The organism is Streptomyces sp. NPDC057010 (assembly GCF_042673805.1).
Taxonomy (GTDB): Bacteria; Actinomycetota; Actinomycetes; order Streptomycetales; family Streptomycetaceae; genus Streptomyces.
The window spans coordinates 1-23,476 of sequence record NZ_JBHUSC010000066.1 but is presented as its reverse complement, the minus strand read 5'-3'; the positions used below and the strand labels follow the sequence as shown (position 1 = coordinate 23,476).

At 73.5% G+C, this 23,476-nt stretch carries 21 protein-coding genes and 1 pseudogene; 12 read left to right on the top strand and 10 right to left on the bottom strand.

The window, feature by feature from the left end:
* Positions 1 to 2 precede the first annotated feature (2 nt).
* The 3 genes from ACFTXQ_RS32825 to ACFTXQ_RS32815 all read left to right on the top strand — a co-directional run bounded on the left by ACFTXQ_RS32825 (position 3) and on the right by ACFTXQ_RS32815 (position 3,765).
* Positions 3 to 1,952 (top strand): fumarate reductase/succinate dehydrogenase flavoprotein subunit, encoded by a 1,950-nt coding sequence (locus ACFTXQ_RS32825; RefSeq protein WP_382648117.1) that lies wholly within the window; start codon positions 3 to 5, stop codon positions 1,950 to 1,952.
* Positions 1,949 to 2,689, top strand: a complete 741-nt coding sequence (locus tag ACFTXQ_RS32820) for a succinate dehydrogenase/fumarate reductase iron-sulfur subunit (protein WP_382648114.1) — start codon at positions 1,949 to 1,951, stop codon at positions 2,687 to 2,689. Before ACFTXQ_RS32825 ends, ACFTXQ_RS32820 begins: the two co-directional genes overlap by 4 nt.
* Before the next feature lie 218 nt (positions 2,690 to 2,907).
* Complete coding sequence (locus tag ACFTXQ_RS32815) at positions 2,908 to 3,765, top strand: hypothetical protein (RefSeq protein WP_382648111.1); 858 nt, start codon at positions 2,908 to 2,910, stop codon at positions 3,763 to 3,765.
* Positions 3,766 to 3,896: 131 nt separating this feature from the next.
* Here the strand turns inward: ACFTXQ_RS32815 and ACFTXQ_RS32810 are convergent, their stop codons facing one another.
* Both ACFTXQ_RS32810 and ACFTXQ_RS32805 read right to left on the bottom strand, forming a co-directional pair.
* On the bottom strand, positions 3,897 to 6,326 hold the full coding sequence (locus ACFTXQ_RS32810; protein WP_382648108.1) for an ABC transporter: 2,430 nt from the start codon (positions 6,324 to 6,326) through the stop codon (positions 3,897 to 3,899).
* Positions 6,327 to 6,336: 10 nt separating this feature from the next.
* Positions 6,337 to 7,326, bottom strand: a complete 990-nt coding sequence (locus ACFTXQ_RS32805) for an LLM class flavin-dependent oxidoreductase (protein WP_382648105.1) — start codon at positions 7,324 to 7,326, stop codon at positions 6,337 to 6,339.
* Positions 7,327 to 7,398: 72 nt separating this feature from the next.
* On the opposite strand from ACFTXQ_RS32805, the gene ACFTXQ_RS32800 reads away from it, so the two are divergent.
* Positions 7,399 to 7,890: a hypothetical protein gene (locus ACFTXQ_RS32800; RefSeq protein ID WP_382648103.1), complete on the top strand. Its 492-nt coding sequence runs from the start codon at positions 7,399 to 7,401 to the stop codon at positions 7,888 to 7,890.
* A 13-nt stretch (positions 7,891 to 7,903) separates the two neighbouring features.
* Here the strand turns inward: ACFTXQ_RS32800 and ACFTXQ_RS32795 are convergent, their stop codons facing one another.
* Positions 7,904 to 8,119, bottom strand: coding sequence for a dodecin (locus ACFTXQ_RS32795; RefSeq protein ID WP_382648100.1), 216 nt, complete (start codon positions 8,117 to 8,119; stop codon positions 7,904 to 7,906).
* Between the two features lie 134 nt (positions 8,120 to 8,253).
* On the opposite strand from ACFTXQ_RS32795, the gene ACFTXQ_RS32790 reads away from it, so the two are divergent.
* The 3 genes and pseudogenes from ACFTXQ_RS32790 to ACFTXQ_RS32780 form a co-directional block, all read left to right on the top strand.
* Positions 8,254 to 9,516, top strand: coding sequence for an extracellular solute-binding protein (locus tag ACFTXQ_RS32790; protein ID WP_382648097.1), 1,263 nt, complete (start codon positions 8,254 to 8,256; stop codon positions 9,514 to 9,516).
* A gap of 162 nt (positions 9,517 to 9,678) precedes the next feature.
* Positions 9,679 to 10,491 carry a GNAT family N-acetyltransferase gene (locus tag ACFTXQ_RS32785; protein ID WP_382648094.1) on the top strand — a complete coding sequence of 271 codons (813 nt, stop codon included), beginning with the start codon at positions 9,679 to 9,681 and terminating at the stop codon, positions 10,489 to 10,491.
* Positions 10,488 to 11,015 (top strand): annotated as a pseudogene (locus ACFTXQ_RS32780) (lysophospholipid acyltransferase family protein); the annotation flags it as partial. The gene ACFTXQ_RS32785 and the pseudogene ACFTXQ_RS32780, both read left to right, overlap by 4 nt.
* A 293-nt stretch (positions 11,016 to 11,308) precedes the next feature.
* Here the strand turns inward: ACFTXQ_RS32780 and egtD are convergent.
* Genes egtD through egtA form a run of 4 tightly spaced genes read right to left on the bottom strand, consistent with a single transcriptional unit; the run spans position 11,309 to position 15,739 of the window.
* Positions 11,309 to 12,304 carry an L-histidine N(alpha)-methyltransferase gene (egtD, locus tag ACFTXQ_RS32775; protein WP_382648091.1) on the bottom strand — a complete coding sequence of 332 codons (996 nt, stop codon included), beginning with the start codon at positions 12,302 to 12,304 and terminating at the stop codon, positions 11,309 to 11,311.
* A complete protein-coding gene (gene egtC / locus ACFTXQ_RS32770) occupies positions 12,301 to 13,077 on the bottom strand; it encodes an ergothioneine biosynthesis protein EgtC (RefSeq protein WP_382648088.1) in 777 nt (258 codons plus the stop codon). Before egtC ends, egtD begins: the two co-directional genes overlap by 4 nt.
* On the bottom strand, positions 13,077 to 14,381 hold the full coding sequence (egtB, locus tag ACFTXQ_RS32765) for an ergothioneine biosynthesis protein EgtB (protein ID WP_382648086.1): 1,305 nt from the start codon (positions 14,379 to 14,381) through the stop codon (positions 13,077 to 13,079). Before egtB ends, egtC begins: the two co-directional genes overlap by 1 nt.
* Positions 14,378 to 15,739, bottom strand: coding sequence for an ergothioneine biosynthesis glutamate--cysteine ligase EgtA (egtA, locus tag ACFTXQ_RS32760; RefSeq protein WP_382648084.1), 1,362 nt, complete (start codon positions 15,737 to 15,739; stop codon positions 14,378 to 14,380). Before egtA ends, egtB begins: the two co-directional genes overlap by 4 nt.
* A gap of 107 nt (positions 15,740 to 15,846) precedes the next feature.
* Between egtA and ACFTXQ_RS32755 the strand changes: the two genes are divergently transcribed.
* The gene (locus tag ACFTXQ_RS32755; RefSeq protein WP_382648081.1) at positions 15,847 to 16,683 is read left to right on the top strand and encodes a TIGR02452 family protein; all 837 of its coding nucleotides are present in this window, start codon (positions 15,847 to 15,849) and stop codon (positions 16,681 to 16,683) included.
* A 19-nt stretch (positions 16,684 to 16,702) separates the two neighbouring features.
* On the opposite strand, the gene ACFTXQ_RS32750 is transcribed toward ACFTXQ_RS32755, so the two are convergent.
* Positions 16,703 to 17,167 carry a type II toxin-antitoxin system PemK/MazF family toxin gene (locus ACFTXQ_RS32750; protein WP_382648079.1) on the bottom strand — a complete coding sequence of 155 codons (465 nt, stop codon included), beginning with the start codon at positions 17,165 to 17,167 and terminating at the stop codon, positions 16,703 to 16,705.
* Between the two features lie 121 nt (positions 17,168 to 17,288).
* On the opposite strand from ACFTXQ_RS32750, the gene ACFTXQ_RS32745 reads away from it, so the two are divergent.
* A complete protein-coding gene (locus ACFTXQ_RS32745; RefSeq protein ID WP_382648077.1) occupies positions 17,289 to 17,951 on the top strand; it encodes an O-methyltransferase in 663 nt (220 codons plus the stop codon).
* Between the two features lie 11 nt (positions 17,952 to 17,962).
* On the top strand, positions 17,963 to 18,604 hold the full coding sequence (locus ACFTXQ_RS32740) for an MOSC domain-containing protein (RefSeq protein WP_382648074.1): 642 nt from the start codon (positions 17,963 to 17,965) through the stop codon (positions 18,602 to 18,604).
* On the opposite strand, the gene ACFTXQ_RS32735 is transcribed toward ACFTXQ_RS32740, so the two are convergent.
* Together ACFTXQ_RS32735 and ACFTXQ_RS32730 are read right to left on the bottom strand one after the other, a co-directional pair.
* The gene (locus tag ACFTXQ_RS32735; RefSeq protein ID WP_382648071.1) at positions 18,601 to 19,296 is read right to left on the bottom strand and encodes an alpha/beta fold hydrolase; all 696 of its coding nucleotides are present in this window, start codon (positions 19,294 to 19,296) and stop codon (positions 18,601 to 18,603) included. The genes ACFTXQ_RS32740 and ACFTXQ_RS32735 overlap by 4 nt on opposite strands.
* Positions 19,297 to 19,377: 81 nt before the next feature.
* Entirely contained in the window at positions 19,378 to 20,634 is a 1,257-nt protein-coding gene (locus ACFTXQ_RS32730; RefSeq protein ID WP_382648068.1) for an MFS transporter, read from the bottom strand.
* A 275-nt stretch (positions 20,635 to 20,909) separates the two neighbouring features.
* Here ACFTXQ_RS32730 and ACFTXQ_RS32725 point away from each other — a divergent pair, with 275 nt between their 5' ends.
* Complete coding sequence (locus ACFTXQ_RS32725) at positions 20,910 to 21,935, top strand: LacI family DNA-binding transcriptional regulator (protein ID WP_382648065.1); 1,026 nt, start codon at positions 20,910 to 20,912, stop codon at positions 21,933 to 21,935.
* Positions 21,936 to 22,131: 196 nt separating this feature from the next.
* A complete protein-coding gene (locus ACFTXQ_RS32720; RefSeq protein WP_382648062.1) occupies positions 22,132 to 23,331 on the top strand; it encodes a thiolase family protein in 1,200 nt (399 codons plus the stop codon).
* Positions 23,332 to 23,476 lie beyond the last annotated feature (145 nt).

The window sequence follows — 23,476 nt, the reverse complement described above, 5'->3', positions numbered from 1 at the left end:
CCATGAGCGACTACGCGCACTACACCACCGGCGAGCCGATCGCCGACACCAAGGCCCCCGAAGGACCGATCGCGGACCGCTGGGACCGCCGCCGCTTCGAGGCCAAGCTCGTGAATCCGGCCAACCGCCGGAAGCACACCATCATCGTCGTCGGCACCGGCCTGGCGGGCGGTGCCGCCGGCGCGACCCTCGCCGAGCAGGGCTACCACGTGGTCCAGTTCTGCTTCAGCGATTCGCCGCGCCGCGCCCACTCCATCGCCGCCCAGGGCGGCATCAACGCCGCCAAGAACTACCGCAACGACGGAGACTCGGTACACCGCCTCTTCTACGACACCGTCAAGGGCGGCGACTTCCGCGCCCGCGAGTCCAACGTCCACCGCCTCGCCCAGATCTCCGTCGAGATCATCGACCAGTGCGTGGCCCAGGGCGTCCCCTTCGCCCGCGAGTACGGCGGCCTCCTCGACACCCGCTCCTTCGGCGGAGTCCAGGTCTCCCGCACCTTCTACGCCCGCGGCCAGACGGGCCAGCAGCTGCTCCTCGGCGCCTACCAGGCGCTGTCCCGGCAGATCGCCGCCGGCAACGTCGAGATGCACGCCCGCACCGAGATGCTCGACCTGATCGTGGTCGACGGAGTGGCGCGCGGCATCGTGGCCCGCGACCTGATCAGCGGCGAGATCTCCACGCACTACGCCGACGCGGTGGTGCTGGCGAGCGGCGGCTACGGCAACGTCTTCTACCTCTCCACCAACGCCATGAACTCCAACGCGACCGCCGTCTGGCGGGCGCACCGGCGCGGCGCGTACTTCGCCAACCCCTGCTTCACCCAGATCCACCCCACCTGCATCCCGCGCACCGGCGACCACCAGTCCAAGCTCACCCTGATGAGCGAGTCCCTGCGCAACGACGGCCGCATCTGGGTGCCCAAGGCCAAGGGCGACGACCGCCCCGCCGCCGAGATCCCCGAGGCGGAGCGCGACTACTACCTGGAGCGGATCTACCCCTCCTTCGGCAACCTCGTGCCCCGCGACATCGCCTCCCGCGCCGCCAAGAACGTCTGCGACGAGGGCCGCGGCGTCGGCCCCGGCGGCCAGGGCGTCTACCTCGACTTCGCCGACGCCATCCGCCGCATGGGCCGGGACAAGGTCGCCGAGAAGTACGGCAACCTCTTCGAGATGTACGAGCGGATCACCGCGGAGAACCCGTACGAGGTCCCCATGCGGATCTACCCCGCCGTGCACTACACGATGGGCGGTCTGTGGGTCGACTACGACCTCCAGACCACCGTCCCGGGCCTGTTCGCGATCGGCGAGGCCAACTTCTCCGACCACGGGGCCAACCGCCTCGGCGCCTCCGCGCTGATGCAGGGCCTCGGCGACGGCTACTTCGTGCTCCCTTCCACGATCAACGACTACCTGGCCCGCCACCCGCACCACGCGGACGTGGACGACAACCACCCCGAGGCCCTGGCCGCCGTACGCGAGACCCGCGAACGGCTCGCGAAGCTGCTCGCCGTCGACGGCGACCGCACCCCGGACTCCTTCCACCGCGAGATCGGCGAACTCATGTGGGAGTACTGCGGGATGGCCCGCACCGAAGAGGGGCTGCGCAAGGCGCTCGACCGGATCCCGCAGATCCGCGAGGAGTTCTGGCGGCGCATCAAGGTCCCGGGCAGCGGCGAGGAGTTCAACCAGTCGCTGGAGAAGGCCAACCGCATCGTCGACTACCTGGAACTCGCCGAGCTGATGTGCCTCGACGCGCTCGCCCGCGCCGAATCCTGCGGCGGCCACTTCCGCGAGGAGTCCCAGACCCCGGACGGCGAGGCCGAGCGGCGCGACGAGGAGTTCTCGTACGCCGCGGCCTGGGAGTTCGGCGGCACCGGCGCCGCACCCGTCCTGCACAAGGAAGACCTCGTCTTCGAGTACGTCCACCCCACCCAGCGGAGCTACGCATGAAGCTCACCCTGCGCGTCTGGCGCCAGCAGAAGCCCGACGCACCCGGCGCCATGGCCACCTACGAGGTCGACGGCATCTCGAAGGACATGTCCTTCCTGGAGATGCTCGACACCCTCAACGAGGACCTCATCCTGCGCGGTGAGGACCCGGTCGCCTTCGACCACGACTGCCGCGAGGGCATCTGCGGCGCGTGCAGCCTCGTCATCAACGGCGACGCCCACGGCCCGGAGCGCACCACCACCTGCCAGCTCCACATGCGGTCCTTCGCCGACGGCGACACCATCGACGTCGAGCCGTGGCGCGCCTCGGCCTTCCCGGTGGTCAAGGACCTCGTCGTCGACCGCGGCGCCTTCGACCGCATCATCCAGGCCGGCGGCTACATCACCGCACCGACCGGGGCCGCGCCCGAGGCACACGCCACCGCCGTGCCCAAGGCCGACGCCGACTTCGCCTTCGAGCACGCCGAGTGCATCGGCTGCGGCGCGTGCGTGGCGGCCTGCCCCAACGGCTCGGCGATGCTCTTCACCTCCGCCAAGGTCAACCACCTCAACGTCCTCCCGCAGGGCTCGCCCGAGCGCGAGACCCGCGTCCTGGACATGGTGGCCCGGATGGACGAGGAGGGCTTCGGCGGCTGCACCCTGACCGGCGAATGCGCCACGGCCTGCCCGAAGGGCATTCCGCTGCCGTCCATAGCCGCCATGAACAAGGAGTGGCTCCGGGCGGTCCGCAAGGGCTGATCCGCTGCTCCACCGGACGGTACGCCAATAGGTTGATATCTCCGCAGGGTCCTCAAGCGGGTTCAGGTGCGCACCGATGTGGCTGGGGGAAAGTGCGCCCGGCTTCGGGCGCCAGGTGAGTGGACCACGCAGAGGAGTCGCGCATGAATCTCAAGCCCGGGCAGAAGCCGGCGGCAAGCCCCCGTCCGAGAGGGGGAAGACGGCTCGCCGGCGGCGCAGTGGCATCCGCGGTCCTGACGCTCTCCTGCATTGCGGGCCCGGCAGCGGGCGCCGCATACGCCGCCCAGGACCCGGAGGGCGCCCGCGCGGCGGACTCACCGATCGGCGACAAGTGCAGGAACGCCCGGGACGGCTCCTCGAAGGACGAGGCCGCCGGGCGCAAGGGCCCCTTCGACCGCCCGAAGTGCATCGTGCACGGGCTGCGGGAGTTCACCGCCGACGGACGGTTCACGCCGCCCGAAGGTGTGACATCGGTCTTCGTCCAGGCGTGGGGCGCGGGCGGCGGCGGAGGCGGTGGTGGCGGCGGTGGCGCCTCCTTCGGCGGAGGAGGGGGCGGCGGTGCCGGGGCCGGGGGCCTGGCCTGGTGCGCGGTGGCGGTCACCCCCGGTCAGAGCTACACGGTCGACCTGGGCAGCGGAGGAACAGCCGGCGGAGGCGGCCCCATCAGCAGCCCGGGGACCGGCGGCGGTACCGGAGGAAGCACGACCTTCACCGCGCCCGACTCCACCACGTTGGTCGACGCGGGCGGCGGGCAGGGCGGCGGCGGGGGAGGCGCAGGAAACGGCAGCCCCGGCGCGGGCGGTGACGGCGGCGCCGGCGGCACCGCGAGCTGCGCGGCGGGCGGCGTGTTCCGGCAGGGCCGCAACGGCGACCCCGGCAACACGGCCACCACGAACGGCGGCGACGGCGGACGGGGTGCCGGGCCCGCCCGCGACGGCATCATCGAACTGCCCATCGAGCCCTTCCAGCGGTCCAATGGCGGCGGTGGGGGCGGCGGTGGCGGAAGCACACCCGGCACCCAGCCCGGTGGCGCGGGCGCTGTGGGCGCCCCGGGATACGCCGTCCTGTGGTGGTGACCCCGAGCCGCCGGAGATCCGCGCGCTCTGAGCCGACCGGGACCGGGGTGATCGTCGACGGCGCGTGCCCCTCGCGAGGTCAACGGCCATGAGCCGGGCCCGCGGCCCCCTTCCGCTCCCCTCGGGCGCTTCTACAGGCCCAGGGCCCGGGCCAGGTAGGGGGCCGTGCGGCCGGCGCCCGAGGCGGCCACCTCCGCCGGCGTGCCGAAGGCCGTGATCCGGCCGCCCTCCGTGCCGCCGCCCGGGCCCAGGTCGAGGACCCAGTCCGCGCCCGCCACCACCTCCATGTCGTGCTCCACGACCACCACCGAATGCCCGGCGTCCACCAGCCCGTGCAACTGCCGTAGCAGGACCTCCACATCGGCCGGGTGCAGCCCGGTCGTCGGCTCGTCCAGCAGGTACAGCGTGTGGTCGCGGCGCAGCCGCTGGAGTTCCGTGGCCAGCTTGATCCGCTGCGCCTCGCCGCCCGACAGCTCGGTGGCCGGCTGCCCCAGCCGCAGGTAGCCCAGCCCGATCTCCTCCAGCGCCCGCAGGCTGCGCGCCGCCGCCGGCACCTGCGCGAAGAACCCGGCGGCCGACTCCACCGTCAGCCCCAGCACCTGCGCGATGTCCAGCCCCGCGTACCGGACCTCCAGGGTCTCGGCGTTGTACCGGGCGCCCCCGCACTCCGGGCACGGGGCGTACGTACTGGGCAGGAACAGCAGCTCCACCGAGACGAACCCCTCGCCCTGGCAGGTCTCGCACCGGCCGCCCGCCACGTTGAAGGAGAACCGGCCGGCCTTCCAGCCGCGCGCCTTCGCCTCCGGCGCCGCCGTGAACAGCCGCCGCACGACGTCGAACAGGCCGGTGTACGTGGCCAGGTTGGACCGCGGGGTCCGGCCGATCGGCTTCTGGTCGACCTCCACCAGCCGCCGTACGGGAAAGTCCGGCTCCGCGAGCCGTTCGCCGACCTCCCGCGCCAGCACCTGCCCCACCAGCGTGGACTTCCCCGACCCCGACACCCCGGTCACCGCGGTGAACACCCCCAGCGGGAACTCGGCGTCCACCTTCCGCAGGTTGTGCCGGTCGACGCCGCTGAGCCGCACCGCCCCCTTCGCCCTGCGCACCGGCCTCGGCCGCGGCGGCGCCGCATCGCGCGCCCCGAACAGGTGCCGCGCCGTCGCCGACTCCGGTACGCCCGCCAGCTCCCGCGGCGGCCCGCTGTACAGCACCCGCCCGCCGTGCTCGCCGGCCAGCGGCCCCACGTCCACCAGCCAGTCCGCGTGCCGCACCACGTCCAGGTGGTGCTCCACCACGAAGACCGTGTTCCCGGCCTCCTTCAACCGGTCCAGTACGCCGAGCAGCGCCTCGGTGTCGGCCGGGTGCAGCCCCGCCGACGGCTCGTCCAGGACGTACACCACCCCGAACAGCCCCGACCGCAGCTGCGTGGCCAGCCGCAGCCGCTGGAGCTCGCCGGCGGACAGGGTCGGGGCGGTGCGGTCCAGGCTCAGGTAGCCGAGCCCGAGCTCGACGACGGGCCCGATCCGGGAGCGCAGGTCCTCGGCGAGCACCCGCGCCGCCTCCCCGGCCACGGGCGCGGAGGCCAGTACGCCGTCCAGGTCGCTCAGCGGCAGCGCCGCCAGCTCGGCGATACCGCGGCCCGCGAAGGTCACGGCCAGCGCCTCCGGCCGCAGCCGCCGCCCCTCGCAATGCGGGCACGGCGAATCGGTCAGGAACTTCTCGGCGCGGGCCCGGAGGGTTGCGCTCTTGCTGTCGGCGAAGGTCCGCATCACATAGCGGTGTGCGCTCATGTACGTGCCCTGGTAGGGCCGTTGGATCCGCTCGGCCTCCCGCACCGGGTGCACGGTGACCACCGGCTGCTCCTCGGTGAACAGGATCCACTCGCGGTCCTCCGCCGGCAGCTCCCGCCACGGCCGGTCGACGTCATGGCCCAGCGCCTCCAGGACGTCCCGCAGGTTCTTGCCCTGCCAGGCCCCCGGCCAGGCGGCGATGGCGCCCTGACGGATCGACAGGCCGGGGTCGGGGACGAGGAGTTCCTCGCTGGTGCGGTGGATGCGCCCCAGGCCGTGGCAGGAAGGGCAGGCCCCCGCCGCGGTGTTGGGGGAGAACGCGTCGGAGTCGAGCTGCTGCGCCCCGGCGGGATAGGTGCCGGCCCGGGAGTACAGCATGCGCAGGGAGTTCGACAGCAGGGTCACCGTGCCGACGGAGGAGCGCGAGCCGGGGGAGGAGCGCCGCTGCTCCAGCGAGACGGCCGGCGGCAGCCCGGTCACGGAGTCCACCTTCGGCGCGCCGATCTGGTGGATGAGACGGCGGGCGTACGGGGCCACGGACTCGAAGTACCGGCGCTGGGCCTCGGCGTAGAGCGTGCCGAAGGCGAGCGAGCTCTTCCCCGAACCGGAGACGCCGGTGAACACGGTCAGCGCGTCGCGCGGGATGTCCACGTCGACCCCGCGCAGGTTGTGCTCCCGGGCGCCCCGGACCCGTACGCAGGGGTCGTGGGCGGGGGAGGCGGCGGCGGGGCGATCGGCGTCAGCGTCGGCGCGTGCGGGGGAGTGGTGCATTCGTCCCAGTTTAGAGGCCGGAGATCCGTGCCAGCCTGCGGTAGGAGTCCAGCAGCGCCGTCCGGTCGTAGGTGGAGGTGGTGGCCAGCAGTTCGTCCGCGCCGGTGAGCCCGGCGATCTCGGCCAGCTCGGCCGCGACCTGCTCCTCGGTGCCGTGGACGTGCCCGGCCAGCGCTCCCTCGTACAGCTCCCGCTCCTTGGGGGTCATGGCCATGGCTTCGACCTCCTCCGCCGGGCGCAGCGGCGGGAAGCTGCCGCGGGTGCGCGAGTGGGCGAGGGACCAGGCCTCGGGGACCAGGATCCGCCGGGCCTCCTCCGGTGTGGCGGCGACGGCCACCGTGCCGGAGACCACGACGTACGGCTCCGCGCCCCACGCCGAGGGCCGGAACTCCTTGCGGTACGCCCCGACGGCGTCGGCGACCTTGCCGCGGGCCCGCAGGTCCCCCACCACCAGCGGCAGCCCGGCCCGGGCGGCGATCCCGGCCCCTTCGCCGGTGGCCAGCACGTAGGCCGGTATCCGCAGCCCCTCCGCGGGCCGGGCGTGCACCTCGGGATGGGCCTGCTGGGTCCCGTCGAGCCAGCCCAGCAGCTCGGCCAGCTGCTCCTCGAACCCGTCGGCGTCGCCGATCCCGCGGCCCAGCGCCCGGCGGATCCCGTTGGTGAAGCCGACCGAACGGCCGAGCCCCATGTCGATCCGGCCGGGGAACAGCGCCTCCAGGACCCCGAACTGCTCCGCGACCACCAGCGGCTGGTGGTTGGGCAGCATGACCCCGCCCGTGCCGACGCGGATCCGCCGGGTCGCGCCCGCGACGGCGGCGGCGAGCACGGTGGGCGCCGAGCCGGCGACCCCGGGCACGCTGTGGTGCTCCGACACCCAGAACCGGTGGTAGCCGAGCTCCTCGGCCGCGCGGGCCAGCTCCACGGTGTCGCGCAGGGCCTGCGGGGCCTCGTGGCCCTCGCGGGTGCGGGACCGGTCGAGTATCGAGAGTTTTCGGATCACACAGGACTCAACGCCCGCGGCCCGCCAGGATTCCCCGGTCCGGATTCGCCCGCCTGTGCCTAGGGTGGCCGGATGAGCGAGAACACGCACCGGCCGCTGGCCGTCTTCGACATCGACAACACCCTCGCCGACACCGGTCACCGCCAGCACTTCCTGGAACGCCGCCCCCGCGACTGGGCCGGCTTCTTCGGCGCCGCCCCGGCCGATCCGCCGCTCGGGCGCGGGGTGGCGCTGGCGGTGGAGAGCGCGGCCGACTGCGAGGTGGTGTACCTGACCGGCCGCCCGGAGCGCTGCCGCGCGGACACCGAGGAGTGGCTCGCCCGGCACGGCCTGCCCGGGGGCCGGGTGTGGATGCGCGGGAACCAGGACCGGCGGCCGGCCCGGACGACGAAGCTGGAGGCGCTCCAGCGGATCGCCCGGGGCCGGGACGTGCGCGTGCTGGTGGACGACGACGAACTGGTCGTCCAGGCGGCGCGCGCGGCGGGCTTCCGGGTGGTCCTGGCGGACTGGGCGGCGGAGGCGCCCGAGCTCAAGGACGCCCAGGAGGGTGAGGGCCGGACCTGAACGCGGCCCGGGGTCAGTCCTCGCCGTCGAGGCGGAAGCCGACCTTCAGGCCCACCTGGTAGTGGGCGATGGCGCCGTTCTCGATGTGCCCGCGCACCTGGACGACCTCGAACCAGTCCAGGTTCCGCACGGTCTGCCCCGCCCGGGCGATCCCGTTGCGGATGGCCTGATCGATGCCCTCGTGGGAGGTGCCGACGATCTCGGTCACCCGGTACGTGTGATTGGACATGGGGATCTCCCGACGGTGGGTGGCTATGGCCTGGTTCTACGGTGCCCCAGTAAGTCCGCCTCCGCGAACTTTGCGTGAACAATCCGGAGCGCAGGTCCCTTGACCCGCCCATTGGTCTATGCCAATTTCAAGCCATGAAAACGCGCCTCCTCACCCTGTGCGCCGCCCTCGCGGCCGCGACCGCCCTGACGGCATGCAGCCAGTTGGCCGCCCCGGGCGCGGGCACGCAGAAGGTGACGCTCTGGCTGATGAAGGGCAGCGCCTCCGAGGACTTCGTCGACCGGTTCACCGCGACCTTCGAGAAGGAACACCCCGGCGTCGACCTGGACGTCAGGATCCAGGAGTGGACGGGCATCGGCGACAAGGTGAACGCCGTACTGAAGGGCACCGGCAAGGAGAGCGCCGACGTCATCGAGGTGGGCAACACCCAGGTGGCCCAGTACATCGAGACCGGCGGCCTCTCCGAACTCACCCTCGAAGGCCTGCGCGAGTGGGGCGGCAAGGACTGGCTCAAGGGCCTCTCCGACCCGGGAAGCGTCAACGGCGCCCAGTACGGCGTGCCGTGGTACGCCGCCAACCGGGTCGTGATCTACAACAAGGACCTCTTCGCGAACGCCGGGATCAAGTCCGTGCCCAAGAGCCGCGCCGAGTGGATCCAGACCACCCAGAAGCTCGACAAGGGCGACCAGCAGGGCATCTACCTCGCGGGCCAGAACTGGTACGTCCTCGCCGGCTTCGTCTGGGACGAGGGCGGTGAACTCGCCGTCGAGACCAGCGGCCAGTGGGTCGGCGCGCTCGACGACGAGAAGGCCCTGGCCGGCATGGAGTTCTACAAGCAGCTCCAGGCCCTCGGCAACGGCCCCAAGGACGCCGACGAGGAGACGCCCCCGCAGTCCGAGGTCTTCGCCCGCGGCCAGGTCGCCCAGATCATCGCCCCGCCCGGCCAGGCCGCCGCGATCGAGGCCGCCAACCCCGCCCTCAAGGGGAAGCTCGGCTTCTTCCCGATCCCCGGCAAGACCGCCGACAAGGCCGGTTCCGTGCTGACCGGCGGCTCCGACCTGATCATCCCGGAGCGCACGAAGCAGCGTAAGCACGCCGTCGACGTGATCACCGCCCTGGTCAGCGAGAAATGGCAGACCGAACTCGCCCGCACGATGAGCTACGTACCGAACAAGACCGGCCTCGCCCACGTCGTCCAGGGCAACGAGGGCGCCGCCGCCATGGCCCCCGGAGCGGCCCAGGGCCGGGCCACCCCGAACTCGGCTCGCTGGGCCGAGATCGAGGCCAAGAACCCGATCAAGCCCTTCATGACGGCCGTCCTCACCGGCCAGGACCCCAGGCAGGCGGCCCGCACGGCCTCCGAGACGATCAGCAAGGTGCTCAGCTCCGACCGCTGACCCGGGCCGGCCCCGGGCGCACCGAGGGGGCGTCTTGTTCAGCGTCCGCACATCCGAGGGCCGCTGAGCGGTCATGTCGAATCCAGCCGGTCACGGAAGAAGTAAAGGAGCCAGGCCACGCACCTGCCGGCCTGGCCCACCGTGCCCGGTTCAGGAGCCGCCATGACCATCGCACCCCTGTCCCCCTCCCCGCTTCCCCCCGCCGCCCCGGTCGTCACCCCGGCTGCGGCCGCCGTGCCCGCCGAGGGCCCCCGCTACGCCGTCCGCCTCGCCCGCGACGAGGCTGAGGTGCGCGCCGCCCAGCGCCTGCGCCACCAGGTCTTCGCCGGCGAGCTCGGAGCCCGCCTGAACAGCCCCGAGCCGGGCCTCGACATCGACGCCTTCGACGCCTACTGCGACCACCTGCTCGTCGTCGAGGAGGAGACCGAGCAGGTCGTCGGCACCTACCGGCTGCTGCCCCCCGAGCGCGCCGCCGTCGCCGGACGCCTCTACTCCGACGGCGAGTTCGACCTCTCCGCCCTCGCCCCCATCCGCCCCGACCTCGTCGAGGTGGGCCGCTCCTGCGTCCACCCCGACCACCGCAACGGCGCCGTCATCGCCCTCATCTGGGCCGGCCTCGCCCGCTACATGGACCGCTCCGGGCACAACTGGCTCGCCGGCTGCTGCTCGATACCGCTCGCCGACGGCGGAGTGCTGGCCGCCGCCACCCGCGAGAGCGCCCTGCGCCGCGCCCTCGCCCCGCAGGAGTACCGCGTCACCCCGCACCTGCCGTGGGACCCCGAGGGCATCTCCTTCCCCGCCCGCACCGAACTGCCCCCGCTGCTGCGCGGCTACCTGCGCCTGGGCGCCTGGGTCTGCGGAGAGCCCGCCCTCGACGCCGAGTTCGGCTGCGCGGACCTGTACGTGCTGCTCTCCCTGCGCCGCACGAACCCGCGCTACCTCAAGCACTTCCTCTCGCTCGCCCCGGGCGCATGAGCGTCTGGCTGCCCACCTCGCCCTGCACCCCCGAGGCCTGCGCCGGCCACGAGGGGGGCACCGCGAGCGTCCCGCACGCGGTACTGCGGCTCACCGCCGCCGTCGCCCTGATCCTCGCCGGGGTCCTGGGCGCCCCACCGGTCCGGCTGCTCCCGGCCCGCCCCCGCCACGCGCTGGTACGGGCCTGGTCGGCCGCGCTGGTGCGCGCCTTCGGGATACGGATCACCGTGCACGGCAGCCCCGGCCCCGACGGGGGCCGCCTCGTCGTCGCCAACCACATCTCCTGGCTGGACATCCCGCTCGTCGCCGCCGTCATGCCCTGCCGGATGCTCGCCAAGAGCGACATCCGGGCCTGGCCGGTCCTCGGCCGGCTCGCCGCGCAGGCAGGCACCCTGTTCATCGAACGCGACCGGATCCGGGCCCTGCCCGACACCGTCGCGACCGTCACCCGCGCCCTGCTGGCCGGCGACCGGATCACCGTCTTCCCCGAGGGCTCCACGTGGTGCGGGCGCGCCCGGGGCCCGTTCCGCAGGGCCGCCTTCCAGTCGGCCCTGGACGCGCGCGTGCCCGTACAGCCCGTACTCCTCGCCTACCTGCGCGGCGAGGGGCACATGGCCGGGGAGCCCGCCTTCGTCGGCGACGACCCCCTGACGGCCTCCCTGTGGCGGATCGCCCGGGCCCGCGGGGTGCGCGCCGAGGTCAGACTGCTGCCGCGGATCCCGCCGGGCCGCCACGCGGACCGGCGGGACCTCGCGGCCGCGGCTCAGCAGGCGGTCGCCGACGCCGTCAGCGCACGGCCGCTGCCCGGCATCCCCGCTCAGCCCACCGGGTCGGAGTCGGAGTCGGCGCCGCCGTCGGCGACCGACAGCGACAGCGCGAAACGGCCGGCCGTGTCCGTCCACCACTGCGTCAGCTCAAGCCCGGCCGTGGCCAGTTCCTTGCGCAAACCCTCCTGACGGAACTTCGCGGAGACCTCCGTCAGGATCTCCTCACCCGCCTCGAACGGCACCACCAGATCCAGCGCCCGGATCTTCACCAGCACCTCCGACCGGGCCCGCAGCCGCATCTCGATCCACTCCTGCTCCCGGTTCCACACCGCCACGTGCTCGAAGTCGCCGGTGTGGAAGTCCGCGCCCAGCTCACGGTCGATGACGGCCAGCACGTTCTTGTTGAACTCGGCCGTCACACCCTGCGCGTCGTCGTAGGCCGCCACCAGCACGGCCTCGTCCTTCACGAGGTCCGTGCCGATCAGCAGCGCGTCCCCGGGTGACAGCATCGCCCGTACGGACGCCAGGAACACCGCCCGCTCCGGCGGCAGCAGGTTCCCGATCGTGCCGCCCAGGAACACCACGAGCCGGGGCCCCGGGGACTCCGGCAGGTGCAGGGCGGCCGTGAAGTCCGCCAGCAGCGCGTGCACCCGCAGCCCCGGATGCGCCGCGAGCAGGGTCTGCGCCGCGCCGCGCAGGGCGCTCTCGCTCACGTCCACCGGAATGTACGTGTCCAGCGCGGGCAGCGCCTCGATCAGGTGCCGGGTCTTCTCCGAGGAGCCGGAGCCCAGCTCCACCAGGGTCCGCGCCCCGCTGGCCGAGGCGATCTCCTGCGCCCGCTCCAGCAGGATCTCCCGCTCCGCGCGCGTCGGGTAGTACTCGGGCAGCCGGGTGATCTCCTCGAAGAGTTCACTGCCCCGCGCGTCGTAGAACCACTTCGGGGGCAGCACCTTCGGGGTGTGGGTCATCCCGTGCAGCACGTCCGCGCGCAGCGCGGCCTCGGCGGCGTGCTCGTCGAGGGTCCGGGTCAGCTGGAAGTCACTCACGGGCGCTCCTTCTCCATCGGCGGGGTCTCCTTGAGCGGGGTCAGGTGGACCCGGGCACGGGTGGCGGTCAGCAGGGTCAGGTCGGGTACTTCGAACCAGCGCGGATCGTCGTCGTACGGCTCGGACGCCACCACGACGCGCTGCGCCTCCGGGTCGGCCAGGTACCAGAGCGAATCGCCCCAGGCCGTCGCGGCGATGGTCACGCCGTCGGTCAGCAGCAGGTTCAGCCGGGAGCCCGGAGCGGCCTCGGCCACCTCCCGGACGGCCTCGGCGAGGGCCGTGCCGAGATCGTCACCGGAGCGCAGCCGGTGCAGGACCAGCGCCCAGACCAGCGCCGAATCCGTGCGCGCGGCCAGCTGGAGCAGCTCCTCGGGCGGCAGGCCGAGCGCGAGCGGAGCCGCCGAGTCCGGCCAGTCCCGTATCGAGCCGTTGTGGCTGAACAGCCACGGCCCGTCCGCGAACGGCGCCGCCGCGGCCTCCCCGTCCGCGCCCGGCCGCGTGGCATCGCGTACGGCGGCCAGCGCGGCACCGCTGCGCACCACGCGGGCGAGATCGGTGAAGGTGAGGTCCGACCAGACGGGCCCGGCCCGGCGGTAGCGCGCGGGCACCGGGTCGCCCTCCGCGTACCAGCCGATGCCGAAGCCGTCGGCGTTGACCGTGCCGCTGCGCTGGCGCCGCGGCTCCCAGGACTGGCGCACCAGCGAGTGCTCGGGCTCGCTCAGCAGCCGCCCGAGGGGTATCGCCGGGCCCAGATAGGCGATATGACGGCACATCAGACGTCCCTCGCGGTCCGGAAGCCGGAGAAGATCTGCCGCCGGACCGGCAGGTCCCAGTTGCGGAAGGTGCCCCGGCAGGCCACCGGGTCCACCGCGAAGGAGCCACCCCGCAGCACCTTGTGCTCCGGGCCGAAGAACACCTCCGAGTACTCGCGGTACGGGAAGGCCCGGAACCCCGGATACGGCAGGAAGTCGGAAGCCGTCCACTCCCACACGTCGCCGATGAGCTGGCGCACGCCGAGCGGGGAGGCCCCGGCCGGATAGCTGCCCGCGCGCGCCGGGCGCAGGTGGCGCTGGCCCAGGTTGGCGTGCGCGGGGGTCGGGTCGGCGTCGCCCCACGGGTAGCGGGTGGAGCGGCCGCTCCCCGGATCGTGCCGGGCGGCCTTCTCCCACTCCGCCTCCGTGGGCAGCCGGCGCCCCGCCCAGCGGGCGTAGGCGTCGGCCTCGTACCAGCTGACGTGGACCACCGGCTCCTCGTCGGGCACCGGCTCGGTCACCCCGAAGCGCCGCCGCAGCCACTGGCCCGCCTCCCGGTGCCAGAACAGCGGTGCCTCGATGCCGTGTTCACGGATCTGGTCCCAGCCGGCCGGCGCCCACCAGCGCTCGTCGTGGTAGCCGCCGTCGGCGATGAAGGCCAGGTACGCGCCGTTCGTCACCGGCACCGTGTCGATCCAGAACGGCCCGGTCTCCCGGGGGTGGGCCGGGCGCTCGTTGTCCAGCGCCCACGGCTCGGCGGAGGTGCCCATCGTGAACGGGCCGCCGGGGACGAGGACTTCGGCCGCGAGCGGCGGATCGTACGGGGCGTCCGGCTCCGGGGCGGTCAGGACGGGCGCGCCCCGCCGGAGCTGATGGGTGATCAGCATGGTTTCGTCGTGCTGCTGTTCGTGCTGCGCGATCATCCCGAAGGCGAAGCCGTCGTCGAGGAGGGCGGTGCCCTCCAGCGGGGTGCGCTCCAGCAGGTCGAAGACCCGGCCGCGCACCTCGGCCGCGTACCGGCGGGCCTCGGCCGGTCCGAGCAGCGGCAGTTTCGGCCGCTCGGAGCGGGGGTGCTGGAAGGCGTCGTAGAGGGGGTTGATCTCGGGGCGCATGAACTCGCGTCCGGCGACGCGGCTCAGCAGCCAGAGCTCCTCCTGGTTCCCGATGTGCGCCAGGTCCCAGACCAGCGGGGACATGAGGGGGGAGTGCTGTGCGGTGAGGTCCTCGTCGGTCACGGCGTCGGTGAGCGCGGCGGTACGGGCACGTGCGGCGGTCAGGGCGGCGGCCGCCCGTTCCCGCAGTCCGGGGTGGGATTCGGTGGTCACGGGCGGGCTTCCTTCCCGGTGGCCGGGCGGTGGGAGCGGTGGCGGGCACGGCGGTCGGGGTGCTGATCGGGCCGCGGATCGGGCCAGGGGTCCTGCCGCCGGTCGGGTGGGTCGTCCGCCGGGCAGCGGCCGCGCAGGACGAACCGCTCGGTGAAGGCGCCGACCGTGTCCCGGACGTGCGCGCTCGCGCCGAGCCGGGGCAGCGCCTCCGCGGCGGCCCGGAAGCAGGCCGTGGCGGCCGCCCGCAGCTCCGGATCGGCGAGGCCGTGGCGGGCCGCCGACCGCCAGAGCGGATTGCGGGGCGCGGGCCGCGTCCCGTAGGTGTCGGCCAGCGCCTTGGCCACGCGGTAGGCGGTCTCGGCGGTCTGCGGATCGTCGAACAGCGCGTGCACCACGGCGACCGGGACCAGCCAGCCGTCGTCGCCGGGCTGCGCGTCGATCATCCGCAGCTCCAGGTGGCCGCGCGGCCGGACCGGCGGGAACAGCGTGGTCAGGTGGTAGTCCAGGTCCCCGGCGGTGGGGGGCCGCAGCCCGCCCGGACCGCCCGCGCGCAGCCAGTCGCGGAAGGTCATCCCCCGGGGCGCCGCCCACGGCCCGCCGTCGTAGGACCGTACGCACATCACCTCGGTGTCCAGCGCCTGCCGGGTCCAGGCGACGCGCGGCGGGGTGTCCAGCGGCGGGGCGAGCGCCCGGCGGCTGTCGATGTCGGACCAGTTCCCCTGGCGGGCACTGCGCCAGCCGGCGTACGGGCCCTCGCGGGCGGGGGAGTTGGCGAAGGCGGCCACCAGGACCGCGCCCAGCAGGTGCGCCAGCCGCCAGCGCCGGCCGTGGCCGAGGGCCCCGGGCTCCTCGTGCCCTGCGTCCACGCAGACCTGTACGGAGGCGGAGCCGCACATCATGGCGCGCCCGGCCGGACCGGTGCGGTCGAAGTAGGCCTCCATCGCGTCGTAGCGCGGGCTGGCCAGCAGGCGGCGGTAGGGGCGGCGCGGGTCCTGCGCGTCCCCGCGCAGGACCAGGCCCTGGGCGGCGAGGGCGGCCCGTACGGCGGTGAGGTCGGCCTGCAGTCCGTCCACGCAGCCGGTGAGGCAGTCGGCGGGGGCCGAGCTGAGTTCCAGCTGGCCGCCGGGCTCCACGGTCACCCGGGAGCTCAGGGGAAGGGCTCGGGCCGCGGCGTGCGCGGAGCGCAGCCGCTCGGCGGAAACGGGCTCCCCGGGGCGTTCGGCGTCGACGACCAGCCATTCGAGCTCCGCTCCGAGGAAGCGGGGCGGGCCGGTCTTGAAACATATGCCGTGGATCAGTTCCTCGGCCTGGGTCTCGGTGATGGAGGGTTCGGGCGGTGGGTCCTGTGCCTGTGACATGAGCGGGTCCTCGTCTCCCGTCGTCGGCCATGACATCACCCGTGCCTACCCGTCTCTCGGTCAACAATGCCTTTGCCGCCGGGGATCGGAGTGCGGAGGATGGCGGCGTGAGCAGCAGATTGCGCGAGATCGCGCGGGAGAATGCGGACATCCTGGCGGCCGGCGGCTACCGGACGCGGTCGGGGCGGCAGGTCTCCCTGGCCGTCGCCCTGGCGGAGGCCAGGGCAGGAACCAGAATATATGGACCAAACCGCGTCATTCCAGACGAAGAGGTCGTTCGGGGAGGTGCCCGGACGGCTTTCGAGGTCACGGGGGAGTGCAGTTTGGCCGCCGCGCGCAGGCTCGCCCAGGCCGGTCTGGACCAGCCGGAGGGGACGGCCCGGGTGGCGGTGCTGAACTTCGCGTCGGCCCGGAATCCCGGGGGCGGCTACGTCCGCGGCGCGAAGGCCCAGGAGGAGGCGCTGTGCCGCGCCTCGGCGCTGTACGAGACGCTGCTGGAGGCTCCGGAGTACTACGAGGTCCACCGCGCGGAGCGCAGCACCTTCTACACCGACCGGGTGATTCACTCGCCCGGGGTCCCCGTTTTCCGCGACGACCGGGGCGAGCTGCTGGAGGTGCCGTTCCGGGCCGGGTTCCTCACCTCCCCGGCGCCGAACGCGGGGACGATCCGGCGCCAGGAGCCGGAGCGGGTGGCCGAGATCCCGGCGGCGCTGGCACGGCGTGCCGAGCTCGTCCTGGAGGTGGCGGCGCTGGGCGGCTACGAGCGGCTGGTGCTGGGGGCCTGGGGGTGCGGGGTGTTCCGCAACGATCCCGCGCAGGTCGCGGAGGCCTTCCGGGCGCTGCTCACGGGCCGCTTCGCCGGCGTCTTCGAGCGGGTCGCGTTCGGCATCCTGGACCGCGACCCGCGCACCCGCGAGCCCTTCGACCGGGCCTTCCCGGCCTGAGGGCCCCCGGTCGCGGCCGTCAGCGCCAGCCGTACCGCTCGCGGAGCCGTTCGGTCACCAGGCGGAAGCGGGCGCGGTCCAGCGCGCACGCCTCGCGGCGCATGCCCGACTCGTGCACGCGCAGCACCCGGTCCACGTCCACCCAGGACTCCCGCCCCGCCGAGTCCCAGGGGCCGGAGCCGATCGGCACCCACTCCCGGTCGGCGTCGTGGCGCTTGCTCGACAGCTGGACGGCGAGCAGCGTGCTCCCGCCCGCCTCCCGGGCCACCACCAGCACGGGGCGGTCCTTGCCGCGGCCGTCGTTCTCCTCGTACGGGACCCAGGTCCAGACGATCTCGCCCGGGTCCGGATCCCCGTCGGGGTCCGGCGCGTACTCGGTCCGGACCGGGCCGATGGCGCGCGGATAGGCCTCGACGGTGGCGGTGGCCCCGTCGCGGCCGGGCTGGTGGAGGTGGTCGTTGCCGTGGTGGGAAAGTGCCGTCATCCGGGTGAGGTTACTGGCTCGGGACCCCGCCGGGCGGAACCCGGACCCGCGAAAACCGCCGGAGCAGTGGGATCCGTAGTAAGTTCCTTTTGAAAACTCACCCATGAGGAGGGGATCGCGCATGAACCGGCAGACCTGGACGGCCGTCGACGCCTACTTCGACGGGCTGCTCGTCGAGGAGGACGAGGCGCTGAGGGCCGCCGTGCGGGACAGCGAAGCCGCGGGGCTGCCGCCTCATCAAGTCGCCCCCAACCAGGGCAAACTGCTGCACCTCCTGGCCCGCATCCGCGGGGCCCGCACCATCCTGGAGATCGGCACCCTGGGCGGCTACAGCACCATCTGGCTCGCCCGGTCCCTGCCCGAGGGCGGCCGGCTGGTCACGCTGGAGGTCGACGACCGGTGCGCGGACGTCGCCGCCGCCAACATCGCCCGCGCCGGCCTGGACCACGTCGTCGACATCCGCCGCGGCCGCGCCGTCGACGTCCTTCCGCAGCTCACGGACCTCGCTCCGTTCGACCTCGTCTTCATCGACGCCGACAAGCCGTCCAATCCCGATTACCTGGCGTGGGCCCTCGAACTCACCCGGCCCGGGAGCGTCATCATCGGAGACAACGTCGTCCGCGACGGCGCCGTGGCCGACGGCGCCAGCGCCGACCCGCGGGTGCAGGGCGTCCGCCGCTTCACCGAACTGATCGCCGAGCACCCCCGACTGACCGCCACCGCCCTGCAGACCGTCGGCAGCAAGGGGTACGACGGCCTCGTCATGGCCCTCGTCACCGACTGAGGGACGCACACATGGACGCGGGCGCGTTGCTGGGCACCGTCGAGCGGATCTGGCGGTACCCCATCATGTCCACCGGCGGGGAGCGGCTGGACACGGCCGCCGTCGACGACCGGGGTCTCGTCGGCGACCGCCTCTACGCGGTGCGCGATACCGAGGGCAGGTTCGGCTCAGGGAAGAACACGCGCAGGTTCCGGCGGGGCTACCTGGGGCGCGAGGACGTCGAGGTGGCCCGTGAGGGCACGGTCTCGCACTTCGATCAGCTTCCGCTGAGCCTGCTCACCACCGCCACCCTCGACTGGGTCCGTGCCGCCGTACCGGGGGTGCCCGTCGACGAGCGGCGCTTCCGGCCGAACCTGCTCGTGCGGACGCCGCCGGGTACCCGGCCGTTCGTGGAGGACGACTGGTTCGGCGGCGTGGCGCGCATCGGCGATGACCTGCGGGTGCGGTTCGAGCGCTCCAGCGAGCGGTGCGTGATGACCAACGAAGCCCAGCGCGGCCTGCCGCACTCGCCGCTGGTCCTGCGCGCCATCGCGCGGGAGCACGGCACGCGGCTGGACGCGCTGGCCACGGTCGCCCGGCCGGGGCGGATCCAGGTCGGGGACGCGGTGCGCATGGTCGGCCCGCCGGGACCGGAAGGGGTGGCGGGTGACTAGATCCAGCCCTCCAGAGAGGACATGAACCCGTCGAAGTCGTCGCGGTGGATGGTGTGTCCGGCCCCGGCCACCGAACGCACCTCGAAACCGCGGCTCTTGAGGATCTCCGCCCGCTCCTGCGTGATCAGGGGGCTCGGATCGGCGAGCTGTACGAGCGAGGGGACCACCGGCGCGGCCGGCATCAGGTCCGATCCCATCAGCGGGGCGAGGGCCATCGCGGTGGCCTCGTCCCACACCGCCAGGGTCGCCAGCTCGATGTCGACGTCCGCCTCCTCCCAGCGCGGGTTCATCGCCCGGATCTGCTCCTTGGGGGCCGCCTTGAACTGCGCGAGCACCTCCGGCCCGAACCCCTCGGCCGGCGCCGCCAGGTACCAGCCCGGGTCGGAGAACACCGCCCGCCGCGGCTGCAGCCGCTCCACCGCGAGCGACAGGGTCAGACCGCCCAGGGAGTGCCCGATGGCGAGTTCGGCCCCGGCGGGCAGCGTCTCGACCACGTCGTCGGCGTAGAGCTCGGGGCTGTACTCGCCGCGGCCGCTGGCGCCGTGGCCCCGAAGGTCCACGGCGATGACGCGGTAGCCGCGGTCGGCGAGGGCGGGGCCGACCCGGCGCCAGGTCCGGTGGTCGGCCATGATGCCGTGGATCAGCAGGGCGATGCGGTCGCCCTCGCCCCAGGTGTGGGTGTGCAGCTGCACGGTGGTGCCTTCCTCTGTTCTCTGTTTTCTGTTCTCTGTCTTTTTGTTGCCCGCGGATGCGTACGGACGAGGGGGCGCGCGTCAGCGCACGCCGCGGATCGGCTTCACGGCGAGGGCGCCCGCCACCGACAGCACGGCCGCGATGACGAACAGGGCGGTGTACCCGCCGCTGAGCGAGACGACGACCGAGGCGACGAACGGCGCGATGATCTGAGGGCCGGCGTTGGCGATGTTGAGCACACCCATGTCCCGGGCCGCGTCCTCGGCCTTGGGGAGCACCATCGTCACGAGCGCCGTGTCTACGGCCATGTAGCAGCCGAACGCCAGCCCGTTGACGACCGAGAAGGCCAGCATCGCGGTCCAGCCGGTCGACAACGCCGGGATCACGAGCGCGACCGCGGACAGCAGGGCGGAGGCGCCGACGAAGAGCTTGCGGCGGTCGAACCGGTCGGATAGGTAGCCGCCCAGGACGGTGGAGACGACCATCGCCACGCTGTTCAGCGGCATCAACACCGCGACCGCCGCCTCCGGCTCCATGCCGTCGGGCAGCACGGTGTGGTCCTGGAGGATGTACAGCTGGTACCCGGTCACCGCGAAGTAGCCGAGGATCAGCAGCGCCCGCCCGATGAAGGCCCAGCGGAAGTCGTGGTTGCGCAGCGCGCTGGCAAAGGCGGCGAGCTGTGCCTTGACCGGCAGCGGCGCGCGGGCGGGGAGCCGCTGTTCGCGGGTGCAGGCGGTGAAGAGGACCGCCGCCCCCGCCACGAGCGCGCCGAAGACGAGGTAGCCGGTGCGGTAGTCGTCGGAGAAGGCCGCGCCGGCCAGCGCGCCGAGGGTGGAGCCGAAGGGCAGGCCGAGGCCCACGGCCGCGGAGGCCTTGCCGCGGGCGCTTATCGGCACCCGGTCGGGGACCACGGAGGTGATGGCGGCCTGGTAGACGTTCATGACGGCCTGCCCGAGGCACCAGGCGATGGTGATCAGCAGGATCGTGTCGGCGAAGCCGAGCAGGAACATCGCCGGGACGGCGGCCAGGCCACCGCCCAGGATCCAGGGGTTGCGCCGTCCGCTGCGGTCGGAGAGGGCGCCCGCGACGGGGTTGAAGACGGTCGCGAAGATCGCCGAGACCCCTGCGATCAGGCCGAAGTTGGAGACCTTGTTCGCCGGGTCGATGTCTTCCACCTGGAGCGCGAGCAGGACGCCGGCGACGCCCACGTACAGGGCGTACATCGCGGAGTTCCCGACCAGCAGCAGCGGGAGCAGCCCGCGTCCGGGGCCGGAGGGCGCGGCTGCATCGGTGGTGGCGGCGGTGGTGTTGCCGGTGCCGGGGGAGGAAAGGGCCACGGTGCCCTCCAGGGCGGGTGCGTGCGGATGAGGGGTGCCTGCGGCGGGTTGCGGGGAGGGGCGGGAGGAGTGCGCGCCGCCCTGTCGCGACGGCGGGGGTGCGTCGGAGCGCGACAGGGCGACGGCACGGCGGGACACGTGCGGAGACACACCCGGTGCGGGGGATGTGGCGCCGTAGTTACACGTGTCAATGAATCGTGTAACCACTGTGTAGCATCCGTTTCCGGCCATCCGCTAGCCCCCGGGCGCAACCGGTCTGGAAAGATGCCACGGCAATGTCCCAGTCATCGAAATCCCCGCAGCCACCGCAGCCGCCGCCCCCGGTGCCCACCAGCGCCGACGTGGCCCGGCTCGCGGGCGTTTCGCGGGCCACGGTCTCGTACGTGCTGAACAACGCGGAGGCGGTGCGCATCAGCGAGCCGACCCGCCGCAAGGTCCGCGAGGCCGCGGAGGAGCTCGGGTACGTCCCGCACGCGGCCGCCCGCAGCCTGCGCGCGGGGCACACCCGGATCGTGCTGCTGCCCACCTCGCACGTACCGATAGGGCGGCTGTACAGCACCTTCCTCAACGAGCTCGAACGGGCCCTGCGCAGCCTCGACTACACGGTGGTCCAGTACGGCAGCCTCGGCCTCACCGGGGACGAGGCCGCCCGCGCCTGGGCGGAGCTGCGCCCGGTGGCGGTGATCTCCCTCGGCGAGATCACGCTCTCCGCGCACAACGTCGCCACACTCAAGCGGGCCGGGGCGCGCGCGGTGATCACCATGGGGCCGGTCGGCGTCCCGGGGGCGCACGCGCTGGTCATGAACCAGGAGGAGGTCGGCGTACGGGCCGCCGCCCACCTGGTCGGGCGCGGCCGGCGGCGGATCGGCGTGATCGTTCCCGAGGAGGAGGGGCTGGAACTGTTCTCCGCGCCCCGCCTGGCGGGTGCCCGCTCGGTGGCCGGCGCCGAGGTCGAGGCCCTGCCGATGGCCTACACCGAGGAATCGGCCGCCGCCCTCGCCGCCCGCTGGCGCGGGCTCGGGCTGGACGGGGCCTTCGCGTACAACGACGAGTACGCGATGCTGCTGATGCGGGCCTTCCAGGACGAGGGGCTGGGCATCCCCGAGGACGTGGCCGTCATCGGCGCCGACGACCTGCTGCTCGGCCGGCTGCTGCGGCCGCGCCTGAGCACGGTGCAGATCGAGCTGCCGACCGGTGAGCACCTCGCCTCGCTGGTGGACCACGCGGTGCGCGAACCCTCGGAGGCCGTGCAGCGGCACGACCTGATGGCGGCGACTGCCATCGGCCGCGAGTCGACCTGACGGGACCGGGCCCGCGCGGGGTCGGGCCGGGCGGGCCGCCCCGGCCGCGGCCCGCTGCTGTAGGGGGGCCGTTGACAGGCGGTGACGTGCGGACGGAGACTGCGGGCGCGCCCCACCGGGCGCGGCCGGCGGCGTCCGGTGCACACACCGGCACCGATGCGCCACCGCCCGTACGGATCCGCCCAGGAGAGACCCCATGAGCATCCGCACCGTCCGCGACGTCTACGTCGTCGACGCCGTCCGCACCCCGATCGGCAAGTTCGGCGGGGCCTTCGCCGGAGTCCGGCCGGACGACCTCGCCGCCCACGTGGTGCGCGCACTGGTGGACCGTACGCCCACCCTCGATCCCGCGCGCATCGACGACGTCGTCTTCGGCGACGCCAACGGTGCGGGCGAGGACAACCGCGACGTCGCGCGCATGGCCGTGCTGCTGGCCGGACTTCCGGTGAGCGTCCCCGGCGTCACCGTCAACCGGCTCTGCGGCTCCGGCCTGGAAGCCGTGATCCAGGCGGCCCGCGCCATCGCCCTCGGCGACGCCTCCGTCGCCATCGCGGGCGGCGTCGAGTCGATGAGCCGCGCCCCCTGGGTGGTGCAGAAGCCCGAACGGGCCTTTCCCGCGGGGCACCAGCAGATGTGGTCCACCACCCTCGGCTGGCGGATGACCAACCCGCGCATGCCCGCGGAGTGGACCGGATCGCTCGGCGAGGGCGCCGAACTCGTCGCCGAGAAGCACGGGATCACGCGCGAGGCGCAGGACGCCTTCGCCCTGGACAGCCACCACAAGGCGGCCGCCGCCTGGAACGCCGGACTGTACGAGGACGAGGTCGTGCCGTACCCCGGGGTGGACCTGGTGCGCGACGAGTGCATCCGCGAGGGCTCCACTCCCGAGGCCCTGGCCCGCCTCAAGCCCGCCTTCCGCTCGGAGGGCAGCGGCACCGTGACGGCCGGCAACGCCTCTCCGCTCAACGACGGTGCCGCCGCCCTGCTGTTGACCGACGAGGCGGGGCTGGAGGCCACCGGCCGGGAGCCGCTCGCCCGGATCAGCGCCTCGGCCGTCACCGGCATCGAGCCGCAGCTCTTCGGTCTGGGTCCGGTGGACGCCGTCCAGCGGGCGCTGGCCAAGGCGGGGCGGTCGCTCGGCGATCTGGCCGCCTTCGAGCTCAACGAGGCTTTTGCCGCGCAGGCGTTGGGGTGTCTGGCCGCCTGGCCGGAGCTCGACCCGGCCGTGGTCAACCCGCGCGGCGGCGCCATCGCGATCGGTCACCCGCTCGGCGCCTCCGGGGCACGGCTGGCCGGGGCGGTCGCGCACCAGCTGGCGGCGGCGGGCTCCGGTACGGGGATGGCGGCGCTGTGCATCGGCGTCGGGCAGGGCATCGCGCTGGTCCTGGAGCGCTGAGTTCCCTCGTAGGGCGCGGTGTGGGCCGGGCTTGGGCCCGGTGTAGGCGCGGTGCGGGTGGGCCGGGGCCGGGGGCGGGGTGGGGTGTCGTCCGGGACGGGCTTCGATGTTCGGCGCCCTTTCCGGAGTTGCTTCGTCCGGCGGG